The sequence below is a fragment of the Snodgrassella alvi wkB2 genome, assembly GCF_000600005.1.
Taxonomy (GTDB): Bacteria; Pseudomonadota; Gammaproteobacteria; order Burkholderiales; family Neisseriaceae; genus Snodgrassella; species Snodgrassella alvi.
In genome coordinates, this window is sequence record NZ_CP007446.1 from 1,181,828 (window position 1) to 1,208,154 (window position 26,327).

The 26,327-nt window shown below is 37.2% G+C and carries 27 protein-coding genes and 1 tRNA gene; 15 read left to right on the forward strand and 13 right to left on the reverse strand.

Features of this window, described 5'->3' with window-relative positions; all coding sequences use genetic code 11:
* The first annotated feature begins 218 nt into the window (after positions 1–218).
* The 7 genes from SALWKB2_RS05420 to SALWKB2_RS05450 all read left to right on the forward strand — a co-directional run bounded on the left by SALWKB2_RS05420 (position 219) and on the right by SALWKB2_RS05450 (position 6,762).
* Complete coding sequence (locus tag SALWKB2_RS05420; RefSeq protein WP_051506443.1) at positions 219–1,622, forward strand: glycosyltransferase family 39 protein; 1,404 nt, start codon at positions 219–221, stop codon at positions 1,620–1,622.
* A gap of 84 nt (positions 1,623–1,706) precedes the next feature.
* A complete protein-coding gene (locus SALWKB2_RS05425; protein WP_025330664.1) occupies positions 1,707–2,666 on the forward strand; it encodes a glycosyltransferase family 2 protein in 960 nt (319 codons plus the stop codon).
* Positions 2,666–3,079 carry a GtrA family protein gene (locus tag SALWKB2_RS05430; RefSeq protein ID WP_038648842.1) on the forward strand — a complete coding sequence of 138 codons (414 nt, stop codon included), beginning with the start codon at positions 2,666–2,668 and terminating at the stop codon, positions 3,077–3,079. The genes SALWKB2_RS05425 and SALWKB2_RS05430 overlap by 1 nt, the downstream gene beginning before the upstream one ends.
* Entirely contained in the window at positions 3,060–3,839 is a 780-nt protein-coding gene (locus tag SALWKB2_RS05435; RefSeq protein ID WP_025330666.1) for a ChbG/HpnK family deacetylase, read from the forward strand. The genes SALWKB2_RS05430 and SALWKB2_RS05435 overlap by 20 nt, the downstream gene beginning before the upstream one ends.
* Before the next feature lie 195 nt (positions 3,840–4,034).
* Positions 4,035–5,048 (forward strand): methionine ABC transporter ATP-binding protein, encoded by a 1,014-nt coding sequence (locus SALWKB2_RS05440; RefSeq protein ID WP_025330667.1) that lies wholly within the window; start codon positions 4,035–4,037, stop codon positions 5,046–5,048.
* Complete coding sequence (locus tag SALWKB2_RS05445; protein ID WP_025330668.1) at positions 5,045–5,713, forward strand: methionine ABC transporter permease; 669 nt, start codon at positions 5,045–5,047, stop codon at positions 5,711–5,713. Before SALWKB2_RS05440 ends, SALWKB2_RS05445 begins: the two co-directional genes overlap by 4 nt.
* Positions 5,714–5,949: 236 nt before the next feature.
* Positions 5,950–6,762: a MetQ/NlpA family ABC transporter substrate-binding protein gene (locus tag SALWKB2_RS05450; protein ID WP_025330669.1), complete on the forward strand. Its 813-nt coding sequence runs from the start codon at positions 5,950–5,952 to the stop codon at positions 6,760–6,762.
* A gap of 72 nt (positions 6,763–6,834) precedes the next feature.
* On the opposite strand, the gene SALWKB2_RS05455 is transcribed toward SALWKB2_RS05450, so the two are convergent.
* Positions 6,835–7,419, reverse strand: a complete 585-nt coding sequence (locus SALWKB2_RS05455; RefSeq protein ID WP_025330670.1) for a superoxide dismutase — start codon at positions 7,417–7,419, stop codon at positions 6,835–6,837.
* Between the two features lie 213 nt (positions 7,420–7,632).
* Here SALWKB2_RS05455 and dnaB point away from each other — a divergent pair, with 213 nt between their 5' ends.
* From dnaB to SALWKB2_RS11660, 6 genes are all read left to right on the forward strand, one after another.
* Entirely contained in the window at positions 7,633–9,024 is a 1,392-nt protein-coding gene (gene dnaB / locus SALWKB2_RS05460; RefSeq protein WP_037393315.1) for a replicative DNA helicase, read from the forward strand.
* A gap of 111 nt (positions 9,025–9,135) precedes the next feature.
* The gene (locus SALWKB2_RS12345) at positions 9,136–9,831 is read left to right on the forward strand and encodes a GspH/FimT family pseudopilin (protein ID WP_025330672.1); all 696 of its coding nucleotides are present in this window, start codon (positions 9,136–9,138) and stop codon (positions 9,829–9,831) included.
* 18 nt (positions 9,832–9,849) lie between these two features.
* Positions 9,850–10,359: a type IV pilus modification PilV family protein gene (locus SALWKB2_RS11655; RefSeq protein ID WP_025330673.1), complete on the forward strand. Its 510-nt coding sequence runs from the start codon at positions 9,850–9,852 to the stop codon at positions 10,357–10,359.
* Entirely contained in the window at positions 10,356–11,243 is an 888-nt protein-coding gene (locus tag SALWKB2_RS05475) for a PilW family protein (RefSeq protein ID WP_025330674.1), read from the forward strand. Before SALWKB2_RS11655 ends, SALWKB2_RS05475 begins: the two co-directional genes overlap by 4 nt.
* Before the next feature lie 36 nt (positions 11,244–11,279).
* Positions 11,280–11,861, forward strand: a complete 582-nt coding sequence (locus SALWKB2_RS05480) for a pilus assembly PilX family protein (RefSeq protein ID WP_025330675.1) — start codon at positions 11,280–11,282, stop codon at positions 11,859–11,861.
* Between the two features lie 27 nt (positions 11,862–11,888).
* The gene (locus tag SALWKB2_RS11660) at positions 11,889–12,344 is read left to right on the forward strand and encodes a type IV pilin protein (RefSeq protein WP_025330676.1); all 456 of its coding nucleotides are present in this window, start codon (positions 11,889–11,891) and stop codon (positions 12,342–12,344) included.
* Positions 12,345–12,475: 131 nt separating this feature from the next.
* On the opposite strand, the gene SALWKB2_RS05490 is transcribed toward SALWKB2_RS11660, so the two are convergent.
* Positions 12,476–12,877 carry a Spy/CpxP family protein refolding chaperone gene (locus SALWKB2_RS05490; RefSeq protein WP_025330677.1) on the reverse strand — a complete coding sequence of 134 codons (402 nt, stop codon included), beginning with the start codon at positions 12,875–12,877 and terminating at the stop codon, positions 12,476–12,478.
* A 117-nt stretch (positions 12,878–12,994) separates the two neighbouring features.
* Between SALWKB2_RS05490 and rpe the strand changes: the two genes are divergently transcribed.
* Positions 12,995–13,690, forward strand: coding sequence for a ribulose-phosphate 3-epimerase (gene rpe, locus SALWKB2_RS05495; protein ID WP_025330678.1), 696 nt, complete (start codon positions 12,995–12,997; stop codon positions 13,688–13,690).
* Positions 13,691–13,841: 151 nt separating this feature from the next.
* Here the strand turns inward: rpe and polA are convergent, their stop codons facing one another.
* The 6 genes from polA to SALWKB2_RS05525 form a co-directional block, all read right to left on the reverse strand.
* Positions 13,842–16,637, reverse strand: a complete 2,796-nt coding sequence (polA, locus tag SALWKB2_RS05500; RefSeq protein WP_038648846.1) for a DNA polymerase I — start codon at positions 16,635–16,637, stop codon at positions 13,842–13,844.
* Between the two features lie 288 nt (positions 16,638–16,925).
* Positions 16,926–17,381 carry a type VI secretion system amidase immunity protein Tai4 gene (locus SALWKB2_RS05505; protein WP_025330680.1) on the reverse strand — a complete coding sequence of 152 codons (456 nt, stop codon included), beginning with the start codon at positions 17,379–17,381 and terminating at the stop codon, positions 16,926–16,928.
* Between the two features lie 174 nt (positions 17,382–17,555).
* Positions 17,556–18,029 carry a T6SS amidase immunity protein Tai4 family protein gene (locus SALWKB2_RS05510; protein WP_025330681.1) on the reverse strand — a complete coding sequence of 158 codons (474 nt, stop codon included), beginning with the start codon at positions 18,027–18,029 and terminating at the stop codon, positions 17,556–17,558.
* Positions 18,026–18,607, reverse strand: a complete 582-nt coding sequence (locus tag SALWKB2_RS05515) for a type VI secretion system amidase effector protein Tae4 (protein WP_051506447.1) — start codon at positions 18,605–18,607, stop codon at positions 18,026–18,028. The genes SALWKB2_RS05510 and SALWKB2_RS05515 overlap by 4 nt, the downstream gene beginning before the upstream one ends.
* A gap of 126 nt (positions 18,608–18,733) precedes the next feature.
* Positions 18,734–19,264 carry an inorganic diphosphatase gene (locus tag SALWKB2_RS05520; RefSeq protein ID WP_025330683.1) on the reverse strand — a complete coding sequence of 177 codons (531 nt, stop codon included), beginning with the start codon at positions 19,262–19,264 and terminating at the stop codon, positions 18,734–18,736.
* A 169-nt stretch (positions 19,265–19,433) separates the two neighbouring features.
* Positions 19,434–20,429 carry an SHOCT domain-containing protein gene (locus SALWKB2_RS05525; RefSeq protein WP_025330684.1) on the reverse strand — a complete coding sequence of 332 codons (996 nt, stop codon included), beginning with the start codon at positions 20,427–20,429 and terminating at the stop codon, positions 19,434–19,436.
* Between the two features lie 268 nt (positions 20,430–20,697).
* On the opposite strand from SALWKB2_RS05525, the gene SALWKB2_RS05530 reads away from it, so the two are divergent.
* The gene (locus SALWKB2_RS05530; RefSeq protein ID WP_025330685.1) at positions 20,698–21,039 is read left to right on the forward strand and encodes a S24 family peptidase; all 342 of its coding nucleotides are present in this window, start codon (positions 20,698–20,700) and stop codon (positions 21,037–21,039) included.
* 286 nt (positions 21,040–21,325) lie between these two features.
* On the opposite strand, the gene SALWKB2_RS05535 is transcribed toward SALWKB2_RS05530, so the two are convergent.
* The 5 genes from SALWKB2_RS05535 to SALWKB2_RS05555 all read right to left on the reverse strand — a co-directional run bounded on the left by SALWKB2_RS05535 (position 21,326) and on the right by SALWKB2_RS05555 (position 26,276).
* Positions 21,326–21,401 (reverse strand) — tRNA-Lys (locus tag SALWKB2_RS05535).
* 117 nt (positions 21,402–21,518) lie between these two features.
* Positions 21,519–22,811 carry a serine--tRNA ligase gene (gene serS, locus SALWKB2_RS05540; RefSeq protein WP_025330686.1) on the reverse strand — a complete coding sequence of 431 codons (1,293 nt, stop codon included), beginning with the start codon at positions 22,809–22,811 and terminating at the stop codon, positions 21,519–21,521.
* A gap of 108 nt (positions 22,812–22,919) precedes the next feature.
* Positions 22,920–23,963 carry an anthranilate phosphoribosyltransferase gene (gene trpD, locus SALWKB2_RS05545; protein ID WP_025330687.1) on the reverse strand — a complete coding sequence of 348 codons (1,044 nt, stop codon included), beginning with the start codon at positions 23,961–23,963 and terminating at the stop codon, positions 22,920–22,922.
* A gap of 45 nt (positions 23,964–24,008) precedes the next feature.
* A complete protein-coding gene (locus tag SALWKB2_RS05550; protein ID WP_025330688.1) occupies positions 24,009–24,578 on the reverse strand; it encodes an anthranilate synthase component II in 570 nt (189 codons plus the stop codon).
* 60 nt (positions 24,579–24,638) lie between these two features.
* Positions 24,639–26,276 carry a phospholipase D family protein gene (locus tag SALWKB2_RS05555; RefSeq protein WP_025330689.1) on the reverse strand — a complete coding sequence of 546 codons (1,638 nt, stop codon included), beginning with the start codon at positions 26,274–26,276 and terminating at the stop codon, positions 24,639–24,641.
* Positions 26,277–26,327 lie beyond the last annotated feature (51 nt).

Here is a 26,327-nt window from a genome sequence, read left to right on the forward strand (position 1 = left end):
TTTTTCATTGCGCCTGAATGCTTTGAGTGAATGATTTTTTAAAATCAACAGATAAGTTTCTTGATAATATTGCTATACAGTAGTGTCTAACCGTAACCGCACCCTTTATAATAACTTAATTTGAAAATTGAAATCTTTTTATGCCAAGCAAACCGTTGTCGCTCAGACTACCCTTTTGGTTAATACTTTATTTTATCTTGTGGACGGTATTACCTTTTATGCTTTCCTCAAGTTATCCCTTAGATGTTCCTGAGGGTATTTACTGGGGACGAGAATGGCAATGGGGATATTATAAGCATCCGCCATTTTCAAGCTGGGTACTCTATTCTTTTTACTATACTTTTGGTCATATTGGTCCGTATATTTTAAGTCAATGTACGATAGCATTGAGTTTATGGCTGGCTTATTTGTTCGGCCGGCAATTGATGAGCAAAAACCGGGCTTTTATCGGTGCATTATTTTTGCTGGCAATATTTTATTACACGTGGCCTTCTCTTGAATTCAATCACAATATAGCGCAAATGCCCGTATGGCTGGGTTTAATCTATATCTTTTATCTGGCTATTCGAGAAAATAGCTGGAAGCACTGGTTATTGTTTGGTTTGCTGGCTGGTATTGGCATGCTGGTAAAATATACCGTTGCCTTACTGCTATTAACTATGGTGTTATATTCATTGTGTACAACGAACCGACGGTTATGGCTGACACCAAAGCCGTGGCTGGCAATACTGCTTGCTATGATTGTGTTTGCTCCGAATATATACTGGCTGATAGAGCATAACTGGCTACCTCTGACTTATGCTTCAGCACGCTCAGCTGAAGATGCAAACCGTAACGGGCATCTGGCGGCTCTTGGCTATTTCGGCACTCAGCTACTTAATCATTTACCTATTTTATTTATTTTGCTGTTTACCCGTACACGATTGAGTTTACGCCCGTCTGTTCAGGTATTGCGTCAGCGTGACTGGTATTTTCTTTTATGGATGGGATTAGTTCCTACGCTGATACTTGTATTTGCCGGACTGATTTTTAGACTAGGATTACGTGATATGTGGGGTATGCCTATGTGGGGCCTATCCGGACTCATAATCGTGTCTCTGATTCCCGAACCGGTATTTATATCTAAAGATAAATCTTTGCTGAAAGGTATAGCAGTCTGGGCGCTTATTGTTACCATATTGATGGCTGTTTATGTAGGATTCGGAGCCAGAATCCGTCATAAACCTTCTCGGATGGACTGGCCTCAGGCTGCGCTGGCCAAACAGGCTGATGATCAATGGCAGGAGTTGTCTTCTTGTAAGCTTGATAGTGTTACTGGTTCAGACTGGGTAGTATTGCTGGTAGCTTCCTATTCAAAATTTGCTCCATCAGTCATGGTTTCCGGTAATTCCGCTTACTCTCCGTGGATGAGCAATAGTCGTTTACAGCAGCAAGGTACGCTGGCATTATGGCCTGTTGATGAACATCCTCAGACACCATGGTTAGAACCTTTAGCCCATCATTCTGAGCTGGTTGTAAAACAAGGTGAGTGGATAGTTCGATGGAATAAATTACCCGATCGAGAACCTCTTAAGGTAGTCTGGCAGGCATACATACCGAAAAAATGTTTAAAACAACAATGATTTTTTATATTTATATAAAATTAAAAATGATTAAAAATACATTTGGATTATCTCAGTTTGCTTTTAGGCTGAGAGGTAAATGATATGGATAAAGTTAGCACTGGTTTAAGTATTATTTTGCCGGTATATAATGATGCAGCAGCTATAAATCGCTTTTTGCCTGAACTGTTTGTTTTTACCAGCCGGCAGCAACAGAACTGTGAAATTATTTTAGTAGATGATGGTAGTAAAGATCATCTGACCACATTATTTGAAACATTTCGACAGCAATTACCAAGTAATACAGCATTGAGGCTGATACAATTTTCGCGTAATTTTGGTAAGGAAGCTGCACTTACGGCCGGATTAGCACAATCTCAGGGTGAACTGGTTACCATGATGGATGCTGACGGACAGCATCCGGTTTCAGTACTGGAACAAATGCTTGAATTAATTCAGACCAATAATGTGGATGTGGTGGCTGCCGTACAGGCTTCACGTGAACATGAAGGCTTAATAACCCGGATATTGAAAAATGGCTTTTACCATTTTATGCAGGATACTCACCGGTATGAGCTGACACCTAATGCCGGTGATTTCAGACTGATGAAACGTCGTGTTGTAGAAGCTTTACTCAAGTTACCTGAGCGGCAACGGTTTATGAAAGGGTTGTATGCATGGGTAGGATTTTCTACCATATATATACCTTTTCAGGCCTCTGAACGGCAGGCAGGCAAGAGTAAATTTAATTATTTCAGCCTGTTTGAGCTGGCTTTAATAGGTATTACTTCGTTTTCTCAGCGTCCATTACGCTGGATTTCCAGAATGGGAATGATTATTTCATTCCTGTCGATTGTCTATGGATTGTATATCGTTGCTGATACGTTGTTTTTTGGTAAAGACCTTGCTGGCTGGCCGACGCTGGCAGCCGGAATTATGTTTTCTGCCGGGATACAGCTCGTTTGTCTTGGTGTAATTGGCGAATATATCGGTCGTATTTATGAAGAAGTAAAACAGCGACCGCTTTATCTGGTAGACAAAGTGTGGGACAGTCGCGAAAAATAATGAAATCTGTATCTGCACAGGGCATATGGTTTACGCTGGTAGGAGGAGCAGCTGCTGCTATGCATTTTTTATGTTTGGTGGTGTTAGTTCAATATGCTCACTTTTTACCGGTTTTGGCCAATCCTCTGGCTTTTCTTTGTGCTTTTGTTATCAGTTTTACCGGTCATTATTACCTTACATTCAGTCTGACGCGACATACATGGTTTCAGGCTCTCTGGCGCTGGTTATTCAGCTCTATAACCGGTTTTATGATAAACCAGATTTTATTTATGGCAGGTATACGCTGGTTTGGAAATCAGGCCTATTGGTGGTTATGGTTTATTGTTACGCTGATAGTGACAGTTTTATCTTTTATACTGGGTAAATTCTGGGCATTTAATGAAAAGGCACACAATGAAACCAGTAATGATTAATGTAGATGATCTGGGTTTATCTGCAGCTGTAAATGAAGCCGTGCTTCGGCTATCTGAGATGGGACGCATACAGGCAAGCAGCTTTATGAGTCTGGGTACCATTGCTTCAGATGAAGTTGCAGAATTGAAAAAGCAGCATACTGATATTGGTTTGCATCTGGATTTCACCGGATTTGCCGGGTTGGGTACCCTGAAACAGGTACTAATTAAATCTTACCTGCATGCATGGCCGGAAAAAATTTTGCAGGATATTATTAATCGCCAGCTGGATGCTTTTGAAGATAAAATTGGTGATATACCTGTTTTTATCGATGGTCATCAGCATGTACATCAGTTCCCACAGATACGCTCTGTACTACTAAATATAATATTGCAGCGTTATGGAAATACAATAGCAGTACGCAGCACAAAAACTTCTCAGAAAGATATCAAGGCAAAATTAATTCATACTCTTGGCGGTCACGCTCTCGACAGCGCTTTAAATGCAGCTAATATTACGCACAATCATTTCTTTGCAGGTATCTATAACTTTAATGCCGATTTAAAAATTTTACAGCATAAATGGAATAACTGGCTTAGCATGCCTGCTGAACATTCATTGTTGATAATGTGTCATCCGGCAGTATCTTCAGAGCACTGGAATGATGAAATTAAAAATGCGCGTGAATATGAATGGCAATGGTTACAAAGTGAAGCATTTGCGCAATGCTGGCAGCAACATGATTGTTATGGCGTTAACTGGCATAATTTTAAACAATAGCTTTATTTTATACGCCAAAAAAGAGTAATACATAATAATGAACTTAATCACGAAGATTTACAGTATACTTGCATTTTTTAGCCGTAGTCATTAGAAAATCAGTCAGCACGTTTACGATTTATCAAGTACACTATCTGTATTGCATTACATCTGGATCATTGGAAATCAGATCGCAGCGAGTATTTAAGGATCGTTATGATCATATTTGAAAATATAAAAAAAACTTATATCAAAAATAAACAGCAGGTTCATGCCCTGAATGATATTAACCTTACAGTTGATACAGGTGATATCTATGGGCTGATCGGGTGGAGTGGCGCAGGTAAAAGCAGTTTAATTCGTCTGGTTAACCAGCTGGAAAAACCAACATCCGGTACAGTTACTGTTGACGGTGTAGATCTAAACAAACTGGATACCAAGGCTCAGCGTGAGCATAAGAAAAAAATCGGCATGATTTTTCAGCATTTTAATTTACTGGAATCTAAAACGGTTGCTCAGAATATTGCAATTCCATTAGTTTTACAGGGTTTAAAACGTGATGAAATAGACCGCAGAGTCGATGCTATGTTGTCGTATGTTGATCTGGCAGGTAAAAAGCAAAGTTATCCAAGCCAGTTATCCGGTGGTCAAAAACAGCGTGTCGGGATTGCCCGTGCTCTGATTACAGAACCAACAATATTATTATGTGATGAGGCTACTTCCGCATTAGACCCTCAGACTACTTTATCTATTCTGAAACTATTAAAACAAATTAACAGCGAACGCAATATCACTATTTTACTGGTTACTCATGAAATGGAAGTGATTAGCTCCATTTGTAATAAAGTAGCGGTGATGGAAAAGGGGCAGGTAATTGAGAAAGGAACTGTACTTGATATTTTTTCCGCCCCTCAGCAAGAGACAACGAAAAAATTTGTCAGCACAGTAATCAATGCAAAAATACCCGAAGCAGTGTTAGATAGTCTGGTTGAACAGGAAAATATATTCAGGTTGGAATTTTTAGGTAATTCAGCCAGAGAACCAGTGGTTAATGAGCTTATTTTAAAACAACTGGTGGAAATTAACATACTTTTTGCCAATATGCGCGAAATAGGCGGAGTAGTGCTGGGAAGTATGTTTATCCAGATGAATGGTATTGAGACAGATGTAGAAAAAGCGTTGGCATTTTTGCAGGACAGAGGCGTTCGAGTGGAAAGAGGTGGTGTATGAATCAGTGGTTAGATACCTCATTAACTGCTGACCAGTTTGGTACGGCAATATTGCAAACTTTTAATATGGTCAGTATCTCATTTGTTCTGGGATCTATACTGGGAACGGCCTTAGGTGTACTGTTATTGCTTACCCGTCAGGGAGGCGTATGGCCAAAGCCGATACTATATAATTTACTCAATATAATTATTAATATTATTCGCTCATTACCTTTTATCATTTTGCTGATTTGTGTGTTACCGATAGCCAGTCTTGCTATCCATACATCTATTGGTACCAAGGCAATGATCATACCGTTGATTATTTTTGTTTCGCCTTATATTGCCCGGTTAATTGAAAATTCCTTATTAAGCGTACCGGCAGGTATTATCGAAGCAGCTCAATCAATGGGCGCAACCAATTTTCAGATTATTCGCTATTTTATTTTACCTGAAGCTATGCCCTCTATTTTGCTGGCCTTAACCACAGCTCTTATCGGATTAATTGATGCTACAGCTATGTCTGGTACAGTTGGTGGCGGAGGCATCGGTGATTTAGCTGTTAATTACGGATATCAGCGATTTGATTATGTAATTATGATTGTTACAGTTGTCGTTCTGGTATTAATTGTTCAAATTATTCAGACTCTGGGTAATTGGCTCGCAGCTAAGGCCAAAAAAAATTAACTTTCTATTTATTAAAAACGGCTTATTTTAAGCCGTTTTTGATTTCTGCATATATATAAATTTCTTATCTTTGGTTATAAGCAGTCAGTCTTTTAATATTCATATGCAATGATTAGACTACCCAGCTATATTATATTTTTTCCATAAGCCAATTAATCTTTAATTCACATAAATAAAACGTACTTGCTGTTATGTGAATTAAAAATATGAAATTGACTATCATCGGAGCCAATAGCATGAAGTTTTTTAAGCAAATTATTATTTTAATTACTGCCTGTCTGGTACTGGGAGCCTGTCATCAGGATAAAACCAGTAATAAACAGATTATTGTCGGCACTTCACCCGGCCCCTATAGCCAGCTTTTTCTTGATGCAGTAAAACCTATTCTGGAAAAACAGGGATATCAAATTAAACAAATTGATTTTTCTGATTTAATGCAGGCTGATATCGCTTTACAACAAGGTAGTATTGACGTAAATGTTGATCAGCATACTGCCTATATGGATGCATTTAATCAGAATAAAAAAGCCAATCTGATTGCTTTAACTCATATTCCTACTGTGCCAACAGCAATTTATTCTAAACGCCATACAAACTTGCAGGCAATAAAAAAGGGAAGTGCTATTGCAGTACCAAACGATCCGGCAAATGCTGCACGAGCCTATCGTCTGCTGGCAAAAGCTGGCTGGATTACCCTTAAGCCTTCAACCAATCCGGGCATGATCTCTAAAAATGATATCAAGACAAATCCTTATGAATTGAATATCACTGAGCTGGATCCGGGTAATATTCCGCGTACTTTATCAGATTTTGATTATTCAGTTATACCGGGAAGCAGGGCATACGCAGCCAAAATTAACCCCGATCTTGCCCTGTTACAGGAAGATATTATTCCTTCATTTGAGTTAGTTGTAGCGGTAAGAGCCGATAATGCACCAAAAGCCTGGGCACAGGCTGTGAAATCAGCTTATAGCTCAGCAGAATTCAAACAGTATATGCAAACACACAATACTAAAAATTACTGGTATGTGCCGAAAGAAAATAACTGAAACAGATGCACAGTTATGAAAAAACTGCCTTTAGATAAAAGGCAGTTTTAATTATGTGCAGTTAATTATAGCTTATGCTGCAAAGCGTTTTTCTACTTCATTCCAGTTAACGATTTCCCAGAAATTACTTAAGTAATTCGGACGGCTGTTGCGATAGTCAATATAATATGCATGTTCCCAGACATCGCATGTCAGCAAAGGAGTGTTGTCAGTGGTCAGTGGTGTGGCTGCATTACTTGTAGAAACCAGATCAAGATTACCGTCCGGTGTTTTTACCAGCCAGGCCCAGCCTGAACCGAAAGTACCTGCAGCTACTTTGTCGAACGCTTCTTTGAATGCATTAAAATTGCCCCATTTCGCATTGATAGCGTTAGCCAGAGCACCATTTTCAGTTAATGCCGCACCTTTAGGTGTAAAGCCAAACCAGTAAAATGTATGATTCCAGGTTTGAGCTGCATTATTAAATAACCCGCCCGAAGATTTTCTGACAATTTCTTCCAAAGGCATATTCTCAAACTCTGTTCCCTTAATTTGGTTATTCATATTGGTGATATAGGTCTGATGATGTTTGCCATAATGATATTCCAATGTTTCTTTTGAAATATGTGGTGCCAGCGCATCAAGGGAGTATGGTAGTACTGGTAATTTATGTTCCATGGTTGAGATTCCTTCTGATAGAGTGAGTATTGCGTATTTTGCAGTGAGCTCAATGTAGAGTTATATAAGATATATTTGCAAATATATAGAACATTTAACTCACTTTAAACCATTATATGGTTCGTTAATATTGTAATACACAGCTCTTATTACCCGCAAATAAGCAGTCACTTAATGGTAAAATTAAAAAAGTTGTTAAAAAAGTCAGAAGACATGGAAGAAAACGATATCAGTGCAGATGAAACAAATCAGTTAGCTATGCCGCCGCATTCGATGGAAGCAGAACAGTCGGTTTTAGGCGGGCTGATGCTCGAAAACAGTGCATGGGACAGAATTGCAGATTTAATTGATGAAGACGACTTCTATCGTCATGAGCATCGCCTTATATTCAGAGCAATTAAAGCATTAGTAGAGCTCTCACGTCCGGCGGATGTGATAACAGTACAGGAAGAGCTGCAAAAAAGAGAAGAGCTTGAACCGGCCGGTGGTCTGGAATATTTAATAACGCTGGCACAAAATACCCCTTCAGCAGCAAATATCCGGCGTTATGGAGAAATTGTTCGTGAACGTTCCATAATGCGCCAGCTGGCTCAAGTAGGAACACAAATTGCCCGTTCGGCTTATAGTCCTCAGGGAAAAGATGCAGCACAAATGCTGGATGAAGCCGAAAACAGCGTTTTTCAGATTGCTGAATCAACTGCACGATCAAAACAGGGTTTCCTGACAATGCCGGTGCTGCTAAAAGAAGTTGTGGCACGAATTGACTACTTGTATTCGCGTGATAACAAAAACGATGTAACTGGTGTTTCAACCGGTTTTATTGATCTCGATAAAAAGACATCAGGTCTGCAACCGGGAGATCTGATTATTGTTGCAGGTCGTCCGTCTATGGGTAAAACGGCTTTTTCACTAAATATTGCAGAGCATGTCGCTATTGCAGAAAAATTACCGGTAGCTGTTTTTTCAATGGAAATGGGTGGTGCTCAACTGGTATTGCGAATGCTTGGTTCAGTAGGCCGTGTCGATCAGAGTGTTCTGAAAACCGGACAATTGCAGGATGAGCATTGGGGTAAACTCAATGATGCAGTAGTTAAGCTCACAGATGCCCCAATGTTTATTGATGAAACCCCCGGATTAACAGCGCTGGAAGTGCGTGCCCGCGCTCGCAGACTGGCACGTCAGCAAGGCGGTAAACTGGGATTAATTGTACTGGATTATCTGCAATTAATGTCTGGTTCAGGCCGCTCAGACAACCGTGCTTCTGAGCTGGGTGAGATTTCACGATCTTTAAAATCATTGGCTAAAGAACTTCAGGTTCCTATAATTGCTTTGTCACAACTATCCCGTACGGTGGAGCAACGTACCGATAAACGACCTATGATGTCAGATTTACGTGAATCTGGAGCTATCGAACAGGATGCTGATCTTATTATGTTTATGTATCGTGATGAATACTATCATCCAGACAGTCAGTTTAAAGGATTGGCAGAATGTATTATTGGTAAACACCGTAATGGTCCAACCGGAAAAGTTCATCTTACCTTTCAGGGGCAGTTTACTAAATTTGATAATGCGGCCATGCCTGATGGTTATTTTGATGAATAAAAATCACTTATTTATTATATTAGTAGTCTAAATCATATGTTTTGATGTAAAATTAATTTAAAATAAGTGTATATTAACTTGTGTCCGGCTTATTAGAATTAAGGTTAGAAAATGGCTTCATCTAAACCAACAAATGCTGGTTTTACTTTAATTGAATTGTTAATTGTTATTGCTATTACTGCCATACTGGCTGCAATAGCATTACCGGCTATGAACAGATTGGTTGCATCACACAGGACAAATAACCGAGCAGATCAGATGCTTGCAATGTTTCAGTTTGCAAGAGCTGAAGCTATTCGTACTAACAAACCTGTATTAATTTGTCCTACTGTAATCAGAAATGGTACAGGTACATCTAATGGATGTAGTGAATTTCAGAAATATGCCGAAGGGAAGGGATGGGATGGCTTTCTTGCATTTAATGATAACGATTTAGATGGAACATTTACAACAAGCACTGATACATCTGTGCGAACTGTTGCGATAAATCAGAACACGGATAAAATCAAAGTAAAACTTAACTGGGGAGTATGTAAAAATAATACAAATAATTGTACCGATACAATTACAGATTCAGATATGCTGGCATTTATGCCAAATGGACAATTCGGTCTAGGTTATGGTGCTGATTCTACTAAATGGACAATAGGGACTTCCAATGTAGCTATAGAAATATTTGATGCCGATTACAAAGATATTAAACGTCGCATTGTTATATCACCTAGCGGCAGACCTGTATCATGTTATGGTAATTCTAAAAATGGTTCTGTTTCTGCTTCTACACTTTGTATTGCAAGCCTAAAATAGAGTATATCAAGGAATTATATGGATAAGTATATGTACCGGTATATTTCAGTCAGGATATTATATTCATCAAATAGATTTCAGCGTCAGAATGGATCTACAATCATTGAAGCTATTGTGGCCATGTTTGTCTTGTCATTTGGTGTACTTGCATTAATGCTGGCTCAGATCACTGCAGTTCATACATCTGTAAATGCAGCGAATCAAGGAGAGGTAACCAGAGCAGTACAAAATTACATTGAACTGATGAATTCTCAACCAAAAATTTCTTTAGAAGTAACAGAAGATGCAGCAAAAAATAAGATATTTACTTTGAAAAAGGATTTTTCAGATTTTAATAATAAAAATTGTTCAACTCTCCTCAATATTAATTTAACAAATGCTAAGGTAAACAGCTGTGTAATTACAGATGGTCAGATTACTGTAACCTGGTGGGGGCAGATTCTTAATAAGGATGATGATAACAATGATGATAACAATTTAAAGGATAAAAATCTATTTTCGTATTCCCTGACTGCAGGTCAGTCATGAACACAACAGACAAAAATACAAAGATTGATCCAATAATGAAAATAGTTAAAATCACTAATTTAAAACAAATTCCACGCCGGCAGCAAGGATTCAGTCTGGTCGAACTGATGGTGGCATCTGCAATCAGCATAATTGTTTTATTGGCTGCCAGCTCTACATTTTTAACAACGTATAAATTAAAAGAACAGGTTAAAACACGTATTAGTTATGAACAAGATGTGCGTAATGCAGCAAATGTAATTCGTAGCGATATGCGGCAGTTGGCTGATTTTAGTTGTATGAATCCCCCATCGACATCCCAATTAAACTCTATATTCGAAAATGCATTTAGTGTGAAAAATAAACAGTTTTTATCAACTGATTTACCAACCGCATCTTCTAGTATTGCTGTAAAACCAGTAACAGGCAGTAAGCCTTTAGTGTTAACTTATGTAAGTGATAAATTAGTCAATAGTATTTTGTCTTCGAAATGTCAAACTAATATAGATGATGAAGACATAAGTGGTGCGGTTTATATAGTTGGAACTACAAATTTGGATCCAGATCCGGGATTTTATCGAATAAATTATTCTAATAAAACATTTAGCGCCCCACAACTGGTAGTAAGAAATGTCACTGCTGTAAATTATCATTTTGATTATGATAATCATACTGCAAATGATTGCCCCAGTGCTGCCAGTGCTGCCGGCAGCAAACTCCCTCCGCCTTTGAAAGCCAATGTAACACGTACAACTAATCTTAATTTCAAGTATGAAAAGCCACCTGTTTTAATTGGAGTAACCCTAACAGTAAGACCTAATGGAACAAATGATAATACAACTATCAATTATGAAATTAATGCCTCTGTACGACAAGGTGAAGTTTGTGTAAGTAGCAAAATTTAATTTTATAGACCAATTACTCTGGAAATCGTTGCAGACATGAAAATTAAAAATAAAACCTTACAATCCAGTCAGTCTGGTTTTGCATTATTTTTAGTGCTGATTATGATGATAGTTATTGCTTTTCTTGTAGTAGTAACTATGCAAAGTACATCGATGGATACGCGAACCAGCGCTAATGATAGCGATCATCAGCTTGCATTTCAAAACGCACAGCTTGGTCTGGCTGATGCTGAAAAGAAAATTAGTGAGTGGCCTGGTTTAAAGACAGCACAGCAATTTAACTGTGATTGCAAAGCAGGATTATGTGCAGCAAAAGGAATAGATCCGGCAAAAGTAAACAGCAAAATAGCTAAAGTTGAATCCTGTACTGATTTAAAGGAAGTTTGGAAACGGTCTGGAGTATTTACAGATATAAAAAATAGTGATCCATCATTTAAATATCCAGATAATCCAGATAAAAAGGCCAAGTACCGTTATGTAATTGAATATTTAGGGCCTGATACTAAAGCAGGAGTAGGGTATTATATATTCCGAATTACTGCAAAAGGCTGGGGACAAAATGCTTCAACTTCAAGTATTATTGAAGAAACTATTCAAGCTGCTTTATATGATTATTAATATAAAGATTTATATCTGGATAAATGCATGAAAAAATATCAAAATGGTTTCTCTTTGATTGAGCTAATGGTGGTAATTGCAATTATGGGGATTTTGACTGCCTTAGCTATACCGGTTTATAGTAGCTATATTGAGAAAGCAGATTTAACAGATGCTACTACTACACTAGCCAATATCAATCAGGATATAGCACAAACAAAACTAAAACTATTTAATAGAAATTTACTAAAAGATGATCTCGATTCATCAATTAAGAATCAATTGACCAAAAATGGTAATGTAGACAAAAAATATGAAATTGGAGTTACATGTAGTACAACTGATGATTGCACAAAATTTCGTTTATATGCAGAACCCAAAAATGGTGTCCATTTAAAAAAATCAGTTTGGATGAGTAATGACTCTAGTACTTACATTTGTAATACAAAATCTGTAAAAAGTATTACAGATCCATCTCAAAATTCTTTGTGTAGCAGGCAATAAGCATTTTTATATCGTATTAATATATTTTATTTTATGAAACACTATTAAGTTAAATCTGAATTCATATAATTGATTTATTCAAAATAATATTTAATTCAAATAGTTATCTATCAAGTACTAATTTTATAGTTTTAACGCAAACAATTATTAATCCAGTTTTGTCTTTGCTGCTGATTTAAAACTTGCAAAAACTCATATTGTACTTTTAATTCATCTATATCTTGTTGTATACGAGGCATATAATAGTTCAACACATAGCGTTTTGCTTCAGTTTCATCAAATTTTGGTTTCATCAGAATCTGTGTTAATTGCTCACTTTTACGTTTATTGTTTGCGGTATGCTGCAAATTAGTGTCCTGATTTCGTTTGTACTGCATTCTGATAAGCCTAAGCCTTGTTTTTTGCATTTGAGTTAATTCAAGCTTGCGTAAGTCACAATTAATCTGACCCGAGGCAAAAGTAGAAAAAGTAAATGTTAATAAGATAAAACCGGCACAATAGCGGGTCATTTTTTGCCAGTATGAAAATATCATTTTGTTCTCCCTTTGATTTCTATCAGTTATTATGAGTATACTTCAATAGCAGTCAAACACATATAATGGTAGTAAACTTGCGTAAATAATATAATTTATTATAGATAATGTTTTAATATGAATAAGTTAACGAAACCGGATTTTTATATTGCTCCTAGTATTTTATCAGCAGATCTTGCCTGTTTGGGCAATGAAATTACTTCCGTAATTAACAGTGGAGCAGACTGGATTCACTTTGATGTTATGGATAATCATTATGTGCCAAATCTTACGTTTGGTCCTATGGTTTGTCAGGCAATAAAACCATATGCTTCTGTTCCCATTGATGTACATTTAATGGTAGAACCAGTTGATGAAATGATTAATGCTTTTGCAAAAGCCGGTGCGGATATTATTACTTTTCATCCCGAAGCAAGTAAGCATGTAGATAGAAGCTTAAATCTAATAAAGACAGCTGGATGTCAGGCAGGGGTGGTATTAAATCCGGCTTCTCCAATAAGCTTATTGGAAGAAGTATTAGATAAAGTAGATGTCATATTACTGATGTCGGTTAATCCAGGTTTTGGTGGACAGAATTTTATTCCATCCACACTGAAAAAAATTCGTAAGGTTAGGGCAATAATTGATGAATATGCCTATGAAAGTAAAAGATTTATCCGATTAGAAGTAGACGGTGGAATCAAAATTGATAATATTGCTCAGATAGCAGCAGCAGGAGCTGACACATTTGTTGCAGGTTCTGCAATTTTTGGTCATAACGATTATTTTAAACAGATTTCTGTTATGCGTGCACAATTAGCTGAAATAAAATAAATTAGTTATTTAGCATTTAATTAATATGTTACTATTTTGATATATTCTGTCATAAAAATAAAGTTTTTATTGTTAATTTTTAAAAAGGTAGCCTGATAAATTTCAGACTACCTTTTATTATTAATCCTGATATTTCAAATAGAGTATTCCATTAATGAGCTTCATCCCAATTATGCCCATATCCGACATCAGCAATTAATGGAACTTTTAATTTAGCCACATTTGCCATTAATTGAGGCAAATGTGTTTGTACAGATGACAACTCATATTCAGGTACCTGTAATACAAGCTCATCATGTACCTGCATAATCAATCTGGTTTGCATTTTTTCCTGATTAAGCCATTTATATACAGCAATCATGGCTCGTTTAATTAAATCAGATGCCGTCCCTTGCATCGGTGCATTTATCGCAGCTCTGAATGCTCCGGCGCGTTCGTTAGCATTTGTACTTTTTAAACCAGGCAGATAAAGACGACGCCCGAATAAGGTTTCTACATACCCATGCTGTAATGCTTGTTCTTTAGTTTTTTCCATATATTCGTGTACACCCGGATATCTGTTAAAGTAACGTGATATAAAGTGTTGCGCAGCCTGCAATTCAATTCCTAATGATTTGGCCAGACCATATTCGCTCATACCATAGATTAAACCAAAGTTAATGGTTTTAGCATAACGACGTTGTTCTGCAGTTATTTGTTCCTGATTTGTCGAAAAAATTTCTGCTGCGGTACGCTTATGAATGTCCTCATCATGCTGAAAGGCATCAATTAAGGTAGAATCATTAGAAAGATGAGCCATAATCCTTAGCTCAATCTGTGAGTAATCCGCAGAAACAATTAACTGGTCGGGGGGGGCAATAAAACTTTTACGAATACGCCGTCCTTCTTCAGTACGTACCGGAATATTCTGTAAATTTGGATTATTACTGGCCAGACGACCTGTAATAGCGACAGCCTGAGCATAGGTAGTATGTACACGACCGGTATTCGGATTAATTAGTTGCGGTAATTTATCAGTATAAGTGGATTTTAATTTAGCCAGACTACGTGTTTGTAAAATAAGCTTGGGTAGGGGATAATCTACTGCAAGCTTTTCCAGCACGGTTTCATTGGTAGAAGTACCTCCGGATGAAGTTTTTTTCAGGCCGGAAGTAGGGATTCCCATTTTTTCAAATAGAATAGACTGAAGCTGTTTGGGTGAGTTTAAATTAAAAGGCTGTCCTGCCAGTTGATATGCCTGTTCTTCGAGTCGAACCAATTCAGTACCAAGCTCATGGCTTTGCTGAGCCAGTTCCTGACGATCTATTAGCACTCCGGTGCGCTCCATGTTATAAAGTATGTTCTCTACAGGGATTTCGAGATTACGATACAACTCAAGTTGCGCTGTATCCATCTGTTTTCTTAGTAAAATTTCAAGGCGAAAACAAACATCCGCATCTTCTGCTGCGTAATTAACGGCATCTTCAAGCGCGACATCAGCAAAACTGATTTGTTTTGCTCCTTTGCCACATAAATCTTCATAATGAATAGTTTGCCAGTTCAGATGACGAAGTGCCAATTCATCAAGACCATGGCCTAAATGGCTTTCAATTATATAAGAAGCCAGCATTGAGTCACCGGTAATTCCCTGTAAATTAATCTTATAGTTAGCCAGAACATGTTGATCATATTTAATATTTTGACCAATTTTTTCGGGTATATCTGCTTCCAGATAAGGTTTCAGGGTAGCAAGCACAGTTTCAATAGGTAATTGCTCACTAATTACTGCCGGGCTGTGTCCGACAGGTATATAAAATGCTATTCCTGGCTCTAGAGCAATACTGATACCGACAAGATGCGCATTCATCGCATCCAGGCTATCTGTTTCTGTATCCAGAGCAATAACTTTAGCGTTGTCTAATTGTTGTTGTAATTTATTTAATTGTTCAATTGTGGTAATAGCTGAATAGTTTTTGGATATATTTCTGATTTGTTCAGTTTCTGCTGTATTTTCTATAATTTTAGTATCAGTACTATCATCATCGGTTTCAATATCACTAAACAGATCATTAGCAGGCTGAGAAGTTTCATTCGTATTCTCGTGACAATGATTTTGTGCTTCTTTTAACCAGCTTTTGAAACCAAGTTGCTTGAATTGTGAAATTAATTCTGCCCATTTCGGAGTTTTTCGCTGTAAATCTTCAATTCCATGCGGTAGCTCATGATGTAAATCTACATCAGTTTTAATAGTAATTAATTGATAGGACAGGGGCAATTTTGATGATGCAATTCTGAGATTTTCACCAACTTTACCTTTAATTTCATTAGCATGTTCAATAATATTTTGTAATGAACCATATTCCTGCAGCCATTTAACCGCTGTTTTAGGACCACATTTTTCCACACCGGGTACATTATCGACTTTATCACCAATCAGACTAAGATAGTCTATTATCTGGTGCGGTTTTACGCCAAATTTATTAATTACACCTTCTATATCAAGCTTTTCATTGTTCATGGTATTGACAAGCGTAATTTGGCTGTTAACCAGCTGAGCCATGTCTTTATCACCAGTAGAAATAATAACCTGATAACCGGCTTGTTCTGCTGAATGAGCTAAGGTACCAATTACATCATCTGCCTCAACACCTTTGACAGATAAGACCGGCCAGCCCATTAATTTCACTAATTCTGGTAACGCTTCAGCTTGTGGTCTAAGTTCTTCTGGCATCGGCGGACGATTAGCTTTATATTCAGGATAAAGCTGATGGCGAAAATTTTCGCCTTTAGCATCAAATATACAACAAGCATAATTATGTGGTGTATCTAAGCGCAAACGCCGTAACATATTTAGTACGCCATATAAAGCGCCTGTTGGCATACCTGTTGGACTGGTTAATGGCGCAAGAGCATGAAATGCCCGATATAAATAAGATGAACCGTCTACCAGTAATAGTTTTTTTTGCATAATTATTCCAGAAATATCAGTTCTTACTTACACGTTCATTATTAGAAGCAAGAAACAGATGTTAGATATAAAGCCTCAATTAATTTGTATTTTACGATAAAAAATATCATCAGTAATTTAAAACTATGATTGAATTAGCCAAGTATTATTGAACGAAGCTTTAACAGATTAAATTTCGCATAATATATATTATGTTAAATTTTATTATTGCATTCAGCTAGCAATAAATATTAATAACAACTTGACTGCCCTAATATATTAAACTCAATATTGTCTAATATATCAAATTTAATATCCTTGACTTGCTTTTCTTTGGGGATATGGAACGACTTTTCTGGCAAGTTTATCAAGCTCTTTACTATGATAAAGATCAAGACATTTAAGGAAATCAAATTTTACACCTTTTATTTGTGCCTCCACTATTGGATTAAAATAATTACGTGATAGATAAGAATTAACTATTTTAAACTCTTCATCTACGCTTTCATTTATATCGTAAGAAACCCATTGCTGTAATGCACCCTCACTGCTTCCGATATCTTTTACTATATCTTTATTATCGTTATATGCTTTAGTTAAACAAGAAGCAAAGACCATATCCTTATAGTTCTGTATAAAAGTACGTTTTGGAGCTCCTGGATAATCAGGTTTAAAAGTATGCCTTGGTATATCTGATGCACCACATATTAAAGTTGAAAATAATAAACAACAGCTATACAAAATTTTTAATCTTGCCTTTACCATTTTAATCCCTTTATTTAAATCAGATATTTTTGTTTTTTATTTGAATAGTCTAATAGATCGAATTTAATATCCTTGACTTGCTTTTCTTTGCAGATACGGAACGACTTTTCTGCCAAGTTTATCGAACTCTTTACTAGGATAAAGATTTAAATATCTAATATCTTTATTTAATTTTTATTTCTTTCTATTTAAGTCCCTATAATAATTACGACTTGAACTTTTGTAAGTTTCATTTGGATCATAAACTATTTCTTTTGCTAATCTCTTCAAATCCTTACTATGATAAAGATCAAGACACTTTAAATAATCATATTTTACTTCTTTGTCAAATTCAGCATATGGATTAAAATAATCACGTGAGAGATACTTATCTATTAAATTGTGCACAGCCTTAGTTTCGTTTAAATCGAAGTATGCCCAATCAATTAATGCACTCGCACTACTACCGGCATCGCTTGACGCTGATTTGTCACCACGATATGCCTTAGCTATACAACGTCCTAAAACTATATCTTTAAAATTTTGTAAGTTTGTACGTTTATATGCTTCAGGTGACATGGCATTTAAATGAAGTTCTGATGCAATACATATTAAGGGCGATAATAATAAAGAGTAACTAAATAAAATTATTAATTTAAGTTTACTCATGATAACTCCCAAAAATGTGCTTTAGAAGTATTGTATCCTTGAGAACAAAAATAACAATGATCGTAACATGATGCTGCCGTACGCGTTCCATCAATTAATTGTGCTCCTTTAATTAAGGTAGCATGACCAGTAGCATCTGAAAAATCAGTCTCAAATATAATTATGCCTTTTTTTCCTTCTACATCTTTTTCAGTAGGACGATCTATTTTTATATCAGGTTTACCCCATTCATTTGTTAAAAAATTAATTAAATCTTTCACTCGATAATAAAACCAGAACTTTTTCTCATTAATAAAACCAGATACTGTTTGATCTTGTTCATACTTTATTTTTAGACCACCTCTATTCAAAATATAACTCATACGAATAGCACAAGTATTTTTGAAGTCCCCAGAATTAATATTCGCAGCAACCATACCACCAATCTTTTCAGCTACCATTTTTAGTAGTGTTTCTATATCCCAGTTTGGGTTATAAATTTCACTAGAGTATTTTATGGCATCTTTGAAAAGCGGACGTACGCCTTGCCGTGTTCCATTTACATTTTGGTGTCTGTTAACTTGTCGCAGTTTACCCACAGTAATCCCCTTCAAAGAATTTAAGTTTTTGAGTTTGAAAATTTGCTGCGATATCTGAATATACCAAACTTCAAATGTCGCAGCAATCTAACATATTATAGTTACATAAATTATTGTATGTTTAAATTATTTTTGATTCCAGCGTTGCTGAGATTCACGAATAACACTTTTTGCTTCTTCTATATCGCCCCAGTGTGTAACTTGAGTTGTGCCGGCTTTTTTTAAATCTTTATAGTGGTTGAAATGAAATTCAATTTGTTTTATTAATTGCGCCGGTAAGTCGGCCAGTGTTTGAATTGCATTACCATTATTGCGATCGTCGGCCGGTACAACAACAATTTTGTCGTCCACTTCACCATCATCAACAAATTTCATAACACCAATAATTCTGGCTTCCAGATAAATACCAGTAGTCAATGGCTGATCGGTAATGATTAATGCATCCAATTCATCACCATCTTCATCCAGTGTTTGCGGTATGAACCCATAGTTGGTTGGTTTAGCAAAAATCACAGGTTCAACGCGATCGAGTTTCATGGTAGCCAGTTTTCTGTCCCATTCTATTTTATGGTTTGATCCGGCCGGAATTTCAACTACTACATTAATAATACCGCCGTCTACATTACCGGCATCCAGAATCTGATTAAAATCTGCCATAATTAAATGTCCTGCTTTAAAGTTTAAGTAGGCGTATTGTAAACAATGGTTTTTTGTTTGCCCATATTTTATTTAAATTTTACCGGGTAAAAAACAATTCTTAGCTACTAGTATTCAAAAGTATTTACTAAAAGGCAAACTATGATTAAGTTTGCCTTTTGGATTAAAACTAGATTTTATAGCCATTTAGTTCTTTGATTTTGCTTTCAGACTTTTTAATGACACAATTATCATAATTTATTTGAGTTTCAGTAAGATTCTGGGCTGTTGGTCTGGAAAGGCAATATTGGTTTACCTCATCAGACCACTGTTCAAATGTCTGATTCAGGTTCTGTTGTATATCTTCCGGAATCGTTGACCAGGTTATGTTTACTCTTTTTAATGCGTCAGTTGCCATTTTATCCATTTGAGCAGTTTTTTCCTGTTTAATATCAGCCAGAGAGGAAGCTTGTTCATCCAGTAAACTTTGTGCCCGGCTATTTAGCATCATGGTTTCGCAATACTGTTTAGCCACTTGTTGTGCTAATGGTGTGCTGTAACCTGATAAAGAACAATTAGCTGCTAATGCAGTGCTATCCCAATCTTTCTGTTCTTGCTGCACTGTTGCTTTGAAATCAGGATCAAGACCAGCCCATACAGAGCGTAAATTAGCTACTGCATTAGTACGCTCTTGCTGAAATTTAATCAATAGTTTATTGAGTTCTTCTGGCGTTTTTTTATTAAGATTCAAACCTGTTTCATCTGTGTCTGCTTCCGAGGTTGTATCACTGGGTTGCTGGGCATTCACTGTGATAACACTACTGGCCATACTGGCTGAAAGAGTACTCTGGTCATTAACAGGGGGGGTATTTGCTCTATTGCTGAAGAAAATAAAAAACATTGCTACAAGTATAATTATTCCAATCATGATAATTAAAATAATCTTGACACTGTTACTGTGAGATTGCTGATTTTGAATTTGAGCAGGCTGTTCTATAAATACTGGGATTGATTCATCCTGAGATTCTACAGATTCTGGGAAGGATGTATTTGTATTTATAGGCTGTTGCTCTTGATTTGATAAGAGTAAAGCTTTTTGAGCTTCATACTCTTCTTTAGTAATCGCTCCTTTTTCAAGCAAATCAAATAATGCTTCCAATTCTTCAGTTACAGAAGATTTATCCATACCCTAACCCTTTAATGCAGACTGTTAATATATAAAGGTTATAACATAAATTAAAGATTTATTTATAGCAAATTTTTATTTGTTTCTGGTAACCGGGTTTTAGTTTTACGATGATTTCTATCAAAAATAATATTATAACCCCCAGTCGGCAATTGCAGCCCTTGAATCAGGACGCAATGATGAAAAGATTTATGAGAATCAAGCACGAAACGGATATATTCAATTCAAGCAGATTGACTTATTTGCAGACTCTGAAAACGAAATAAGATTGGTTGAAATTTCAGAAGAATGGGTCAGGAAAAACATAGGTAATGATTATAAAAATACTTTTATAATTACTGCTACAGATGATTCTATGTATCCAACTTTTTCTAATGGGGATTTGTTATTTGTAAATGTTGCAATTAAATGTCATCGTGGCGATGGTGTATATCTGATTGCTACACCGAAGAGCCTGCTTGTTAAGCGTATACAAGCAACGATTTGCGGAGATTTAAAAATAATAAGTGATAACAAAAATTATGCCCAAGAAACCATTTCACCTGCAAAGCTGAAATCTATACATATTTATGGAAAGATTGAGGCTGCTTTTGCATTCAAAACTATGTAATTGAACTTTGTTAACCAAAAGGTTTGATTTAAGGCATAAATAGGCAAGCTAGCTCATGCAGAATAAAGTCTCGTTATTGAGCTAAAAGCAATGGTAAGATTGCAATCACTGGAAAAGGTGCAGAAGTACGCTCATCTGGACAATGATCATTTACACGCACACGCAGCTAAGATTGACATCATCATGCAAATTGCATTACAAAAAAACGACAAAAATCGAAACTCAATGGACTATTTATTAACACCTAAACAGCCATAGAATCTATTGAATATAATAGGTTAATTTGTGGTGGGTCGTCAGGGGATCGAACCCTGGACAAATGGATTAAGAGTCCACTGCTCTACCAACTGAGCTAACGACCCGATAGGATTGCTGATTATACGCGTCTTTACACTGAAGGGCAATATTTAATACGGTGGTGTACAAATACTGCCCTTAGTAAAATTTTGATAAATTGAGATTCAATAACTCGTTGATATTTATGCGCGTAATACGCTTAATCCACCCAGATAAGGCTGTAAAGCCTCTGGAATATTAATGCTTCCATCCTCATTCTGGTGATTTTCCAGTAATGCTACCAAAGCTCTGCCAACTGCCAGACCTGAACCATTTAATGTATGCACCAGCTGATTTTTGCCATCATTATCTTTAAATCTTGCTTGCATACGCCGTGCCTGGAAATCTTCGCAATTTGAGCAGCTGGAAATTTCCCGATAAGTGTTTTGCGCAGGTACCCATACCTCTAAATCATAGGTTTTAGCGGCACTAAATCCCATATCACCTGTGCAGAGGACAATTACCCGATATGGTAATTCCAAAAGCTGAAGAATCTTTTCAGCGTGGCCAACCATTTCTTCCAGAGCAGCATAAGAATTTTCCGGTCGCTGAATCTGCACCATTTCTACTTTGTCAAACTGATGCTGCCGAATCAGTCCGCGTGTATCTTTACCGTAAGAACCGGCCTCAGAACGGAAACATGGTGAGTGTGCGGTGAGTTTTTTAGGTAATTCATCCTTGCTCAGAATACGTTCACGCACGGTATTAGTCAGGGTAATTTCTGCGGTTGATATCAGATATTGTTCCTGTGTATTTTCTTCGCCTCCGCAGCTTACTTTATACATATCTTCAGCAAACTTAGGTAATTGACCGGTACCTAACAGAATTTCAGGATTAACAATATAAGGGGTGTAATGTTCTGTATAACCATGCTGCTGAGTATGGGTATCAAGCATAAATTGTGCCAGTGCACGATGCAGGCGAGCTATCGGACCCCGCATTAATGAGAATCTTGCTCCGGATAGTTCAGAGCCGGTTTTGAAATCTAAGCCTAGCTGTTCACCTAAATCAACATGATCCTTAATTGCAAAATTAAATTGTCTTGGCGTACCGAATCGGCGGATTTCGATGTTGTCATTCTCATCTTTGCCCACAGGAACGTCACTATGTGGTAGATTCGGAATTGTCAGGATCAAATTATTAATTTGATTTTGTATGGTTTGGTAGTCTTGATCAACCTTTTCCAGTTCTGTCTTAATTTGGGCAACTTCAGCCATTGTCTGGTTAGCTTCATCATGTTTGCCCTGACCTTTTAGTGCACCAATCTGCTTAGACAGATTATTGCGTTTAGACTGCAATTCTTCTGTGCGTATTTGTAATTGTTTACGCTGTTGTTCCAGTCTGGTGAAAGTTTCGGTATCCAGATTAAAGCCACGAGTCTGTAATTTTTCCGCAATACTGTTAATATCCTGACGGAGTAATTGAATGTCTAGCATAATAATATAGTGTGTTTAGTGACAGATTATAGCCATTATTGTAAACGATTCATTGCTAAAATAATGCATACTAATTTTATTTAGCTTATAAGCCGGGTTTATTTAATGTTAGCTATTTGACAGGTTAGCCAATTGTTGTGTTTTTTGGATAAATTCTATTTGTTTCGCTTTTGCCTTACCAGAATCTATGGCGGTAATGGCTAAATCAACACCCTCTTCTAATGAAGAAGTTATGTCTGCCGCATAGATTGCAGCAGCTGCATTGAGCACGACTATATCACGGCAAGGTCCTTTTTCTCCGTTTAATACGCTATTCATGATATGCAGCGATTCTTCACTATTGGCCACTTTTAAAGGTTTTAAGTCTTCAATTACCGGCATGTCAAACTGAGCCGGATGGATATCGTATTCCATGATAGTGCCATTTTTTAATTCAGCTATGCGGGTTGTGCCGGTAAGTGTAATTTCATCCAGTCCGTCACTTCCATGAACAACTAAAACATGTTTGCTGCCAAGCTGTTTCAGCACACGAGATAAAATCCCGACCAGATCAATATGGAATACCCCTAAAACCTGGTTGGATGCTGTTGCCGGATTGGTTAATGGTCCTAGTATATTAAAGACTGTACGTACGCCTAATGCCCGACGTACGGGAGCTACATAACGCATGCTGTTATGATGATTTGGCGCATACATAAATCCGACACCAAGCTGATCGATACACTCTCCTACTTGTTCAGGAGCTAATTCCAGTGCAGCACCCATGGCTTCAATGATGTCAGCAGAGCCACTTGAAGAAGATACGGAACGTCCTCCATGTTTGGCTACTTTTGCTCCTGCTGCTGCAACTACAAACATGCTGGTTGTAGATATGTTGAATGTATGTGCGTTGTCTCCACCCGTCCCAACGATATCGACTAGATGTTCACGCTGCTGTACAGGTACCTTAGTTGAGAATTCGCGCATAACGGTTGCCGCAGCCGCGATTTCCGATACGCTTTCTACTTTAATACGTAATCCGATTAAAATAGCAGCTATGACTTCAGGCGCCACTTCTCCGTTCATTATCTGGCGCATTAAATCTGTCATTTCATCATAGAATAATTCATTGTTGTCCAGTAAACGATTAAGTGCCTGTTGCGGCGTTATCATGATAATTCTTTCTAAAATATAACTATTTTTAAAAATTTTACTTTATTAGTTATGCTGTTGCAGAAAATTGTGCAACATTGCATAACCATTTTCGGTAAGCAATCCTTCAGGATGAAACTGAACACCTTCGACAGGCAGAGTTTTATGTCTGATACCCATAATTTCGTTGTCATCAGTCCATGCGGTTATTTCGAGACAATCGGGTAAAGTTTCTTTTTCTATAACCAGACTATGGTATCGGGTACAATTTACCGGATTAGGCAGGTTATTGAAGAGGGAGTTATTGTGATGGTAAACAGGTGAAATTTTACCATGCATAACTTTTTTGGCACGTATTATATTTCCGCCAAAAGCATAAGCTATACTCTGATGTCCCAGACAAATACCCAGTATCGGTATTGTGAGCGCAAAATGTTTAATTGTGTCTACAGAAATACCAGCTTCTCTGGGTGTGCATGGACCCGGACCGATGACAATTTTATCCGGGGCCAGTCTGCTAATATCTTGCAGTGTAATTTCATCATTATGTTTAACAATTACGTTTTCGCCCAGTTCGCCAAGGTATTGCACTATGTTAAAGGTAAAGCTATCATAATTATCTATAAACAAAAGCATTGGCAATACCTCTTAAAAGAAATATCAAGTTATGAATAAATGAGAGATGGCTAAAACTGGTTAAAGTAAGCTCTCCAGTGGGAGTAAGGAGAGCATTTTTACCCAGACACGCTGCCAAAAAGTGGTATCCGGTTCATGATGATAAACCTTTGTTTGATTTTTGTCGTTGGTTTCTGTCCATTCCAGCTTGCCTTGTGGTGTTAGTTTTACCTGATAAGTAACATATGGCAATGCTTCATTAATCGCTTGATTCATAAATTGTGCCATTTCCGGAGACTGTATTACGACCCCCATTTCTGTATTGAGTCGTGCCGAACGTGGATCAAAGTTTAATGAACCGATATATAGTTGTTGTCCGTCAATGGTAAAAGTTTTAGCATGCAAGCTTGATTCGGAATTACCTGTAAATGCACGGTCACGAGGTCCTTTTAAAAAGCCCTGATTTTTGAGTTCATAAATTTCTACTCCTTCTTTTAACAGCGGTGTTCTATAGTGAGAATAACCAGAATGTACTGCTGCCACATCGGTTGCTGCTAAGGAGTTGGTGAGAATACGTATCTTCACACCCTCTTCTCGTAATTTTTGCAGATATTCAAGACCCGTCTGTGTGGGTACAAAATACGGAGTGATAACCAGTAAATCTTTTTGTGGTTCAACAACAGATGCAGCAAGTGCGTTCAGAGTTAAACTGGCTTTTTGATATTTAATTACTGGTGGTTGTTCTGTATCTGGTTCAATTAAAAGATTATTATCAGACTGGGTGGCTTCTACTTTTCTCCTGTTTTTGGGCAGAGCTTTATCAGGATTGTCACTTACCAATATCAGGTGTGCCCATTGATAATCCAGTGATCCGTCTAATAATCGGTTGGCAAAATTGTCACGATTATAGGCATTATCATAACTATTGGCACGTAGATGATTGAAACTGCGATGTTTAAATATAGGCATACTTGCCTGTAATTTAATATGGCGGGGGTGAACTATACCGTTTAAGGGATATGACGAAGCGCTGTTCCAGTAGCGGTCAAAATTGTTTGAAACCTGATTAACAATAGGTCCTATGGCGAGAATATCTAAATCTACAAAAAGTGTGCCTTTACCCATATCAAAATATTCATCACCAATATTCCGTCCGCCTAGAATAGTGGCCTGATTATCAGCTGTGATAGATTTATTATGCATACGCCGGTTCAGGCGGGCAAAATCTGTCATGTAGCTTAAAGCGCGCCAGTGCCGGTGCATAAAAGGGTTAAATAATCTGATTTCGATGTTGGGTTCTTGATTAAGTGCTTTTAATATATTATCAAGGCCGACAGTATTATTGTCATCAAGCAGTAAGCGAACATGTACACCGCGCTGAGCAGCTAAAACTAATTCATGAAAAAGTAACTGACCGGACGTATCGTTACGCCAGATATAGTACTGTACATCCAGACTGTGTTCTGCGGCACGAACCAGAGCTATCCGTGCGGCGAATGCTTCATGTCCGTCATCAAGCGGATAAAGACCGGATAAACCTTTATGTTCAGACACGAGTGAAGCATTAGCATAGGCAAGAGAAGATGGGGTGTCGGCAGTAATATGTGTTTCAATACTACGCCCCTGTTGTGAAGGCAGGTTTTGGCAGGCCGCCAGAATAGAGATCAGACCCAGTTTCAGGCACCATGTACAGATACGATTTATATATTTACTTCCCATGTTTATGCCGTATATATTGTTAAACTTCAATCTGTAAAATCCATAGTGACT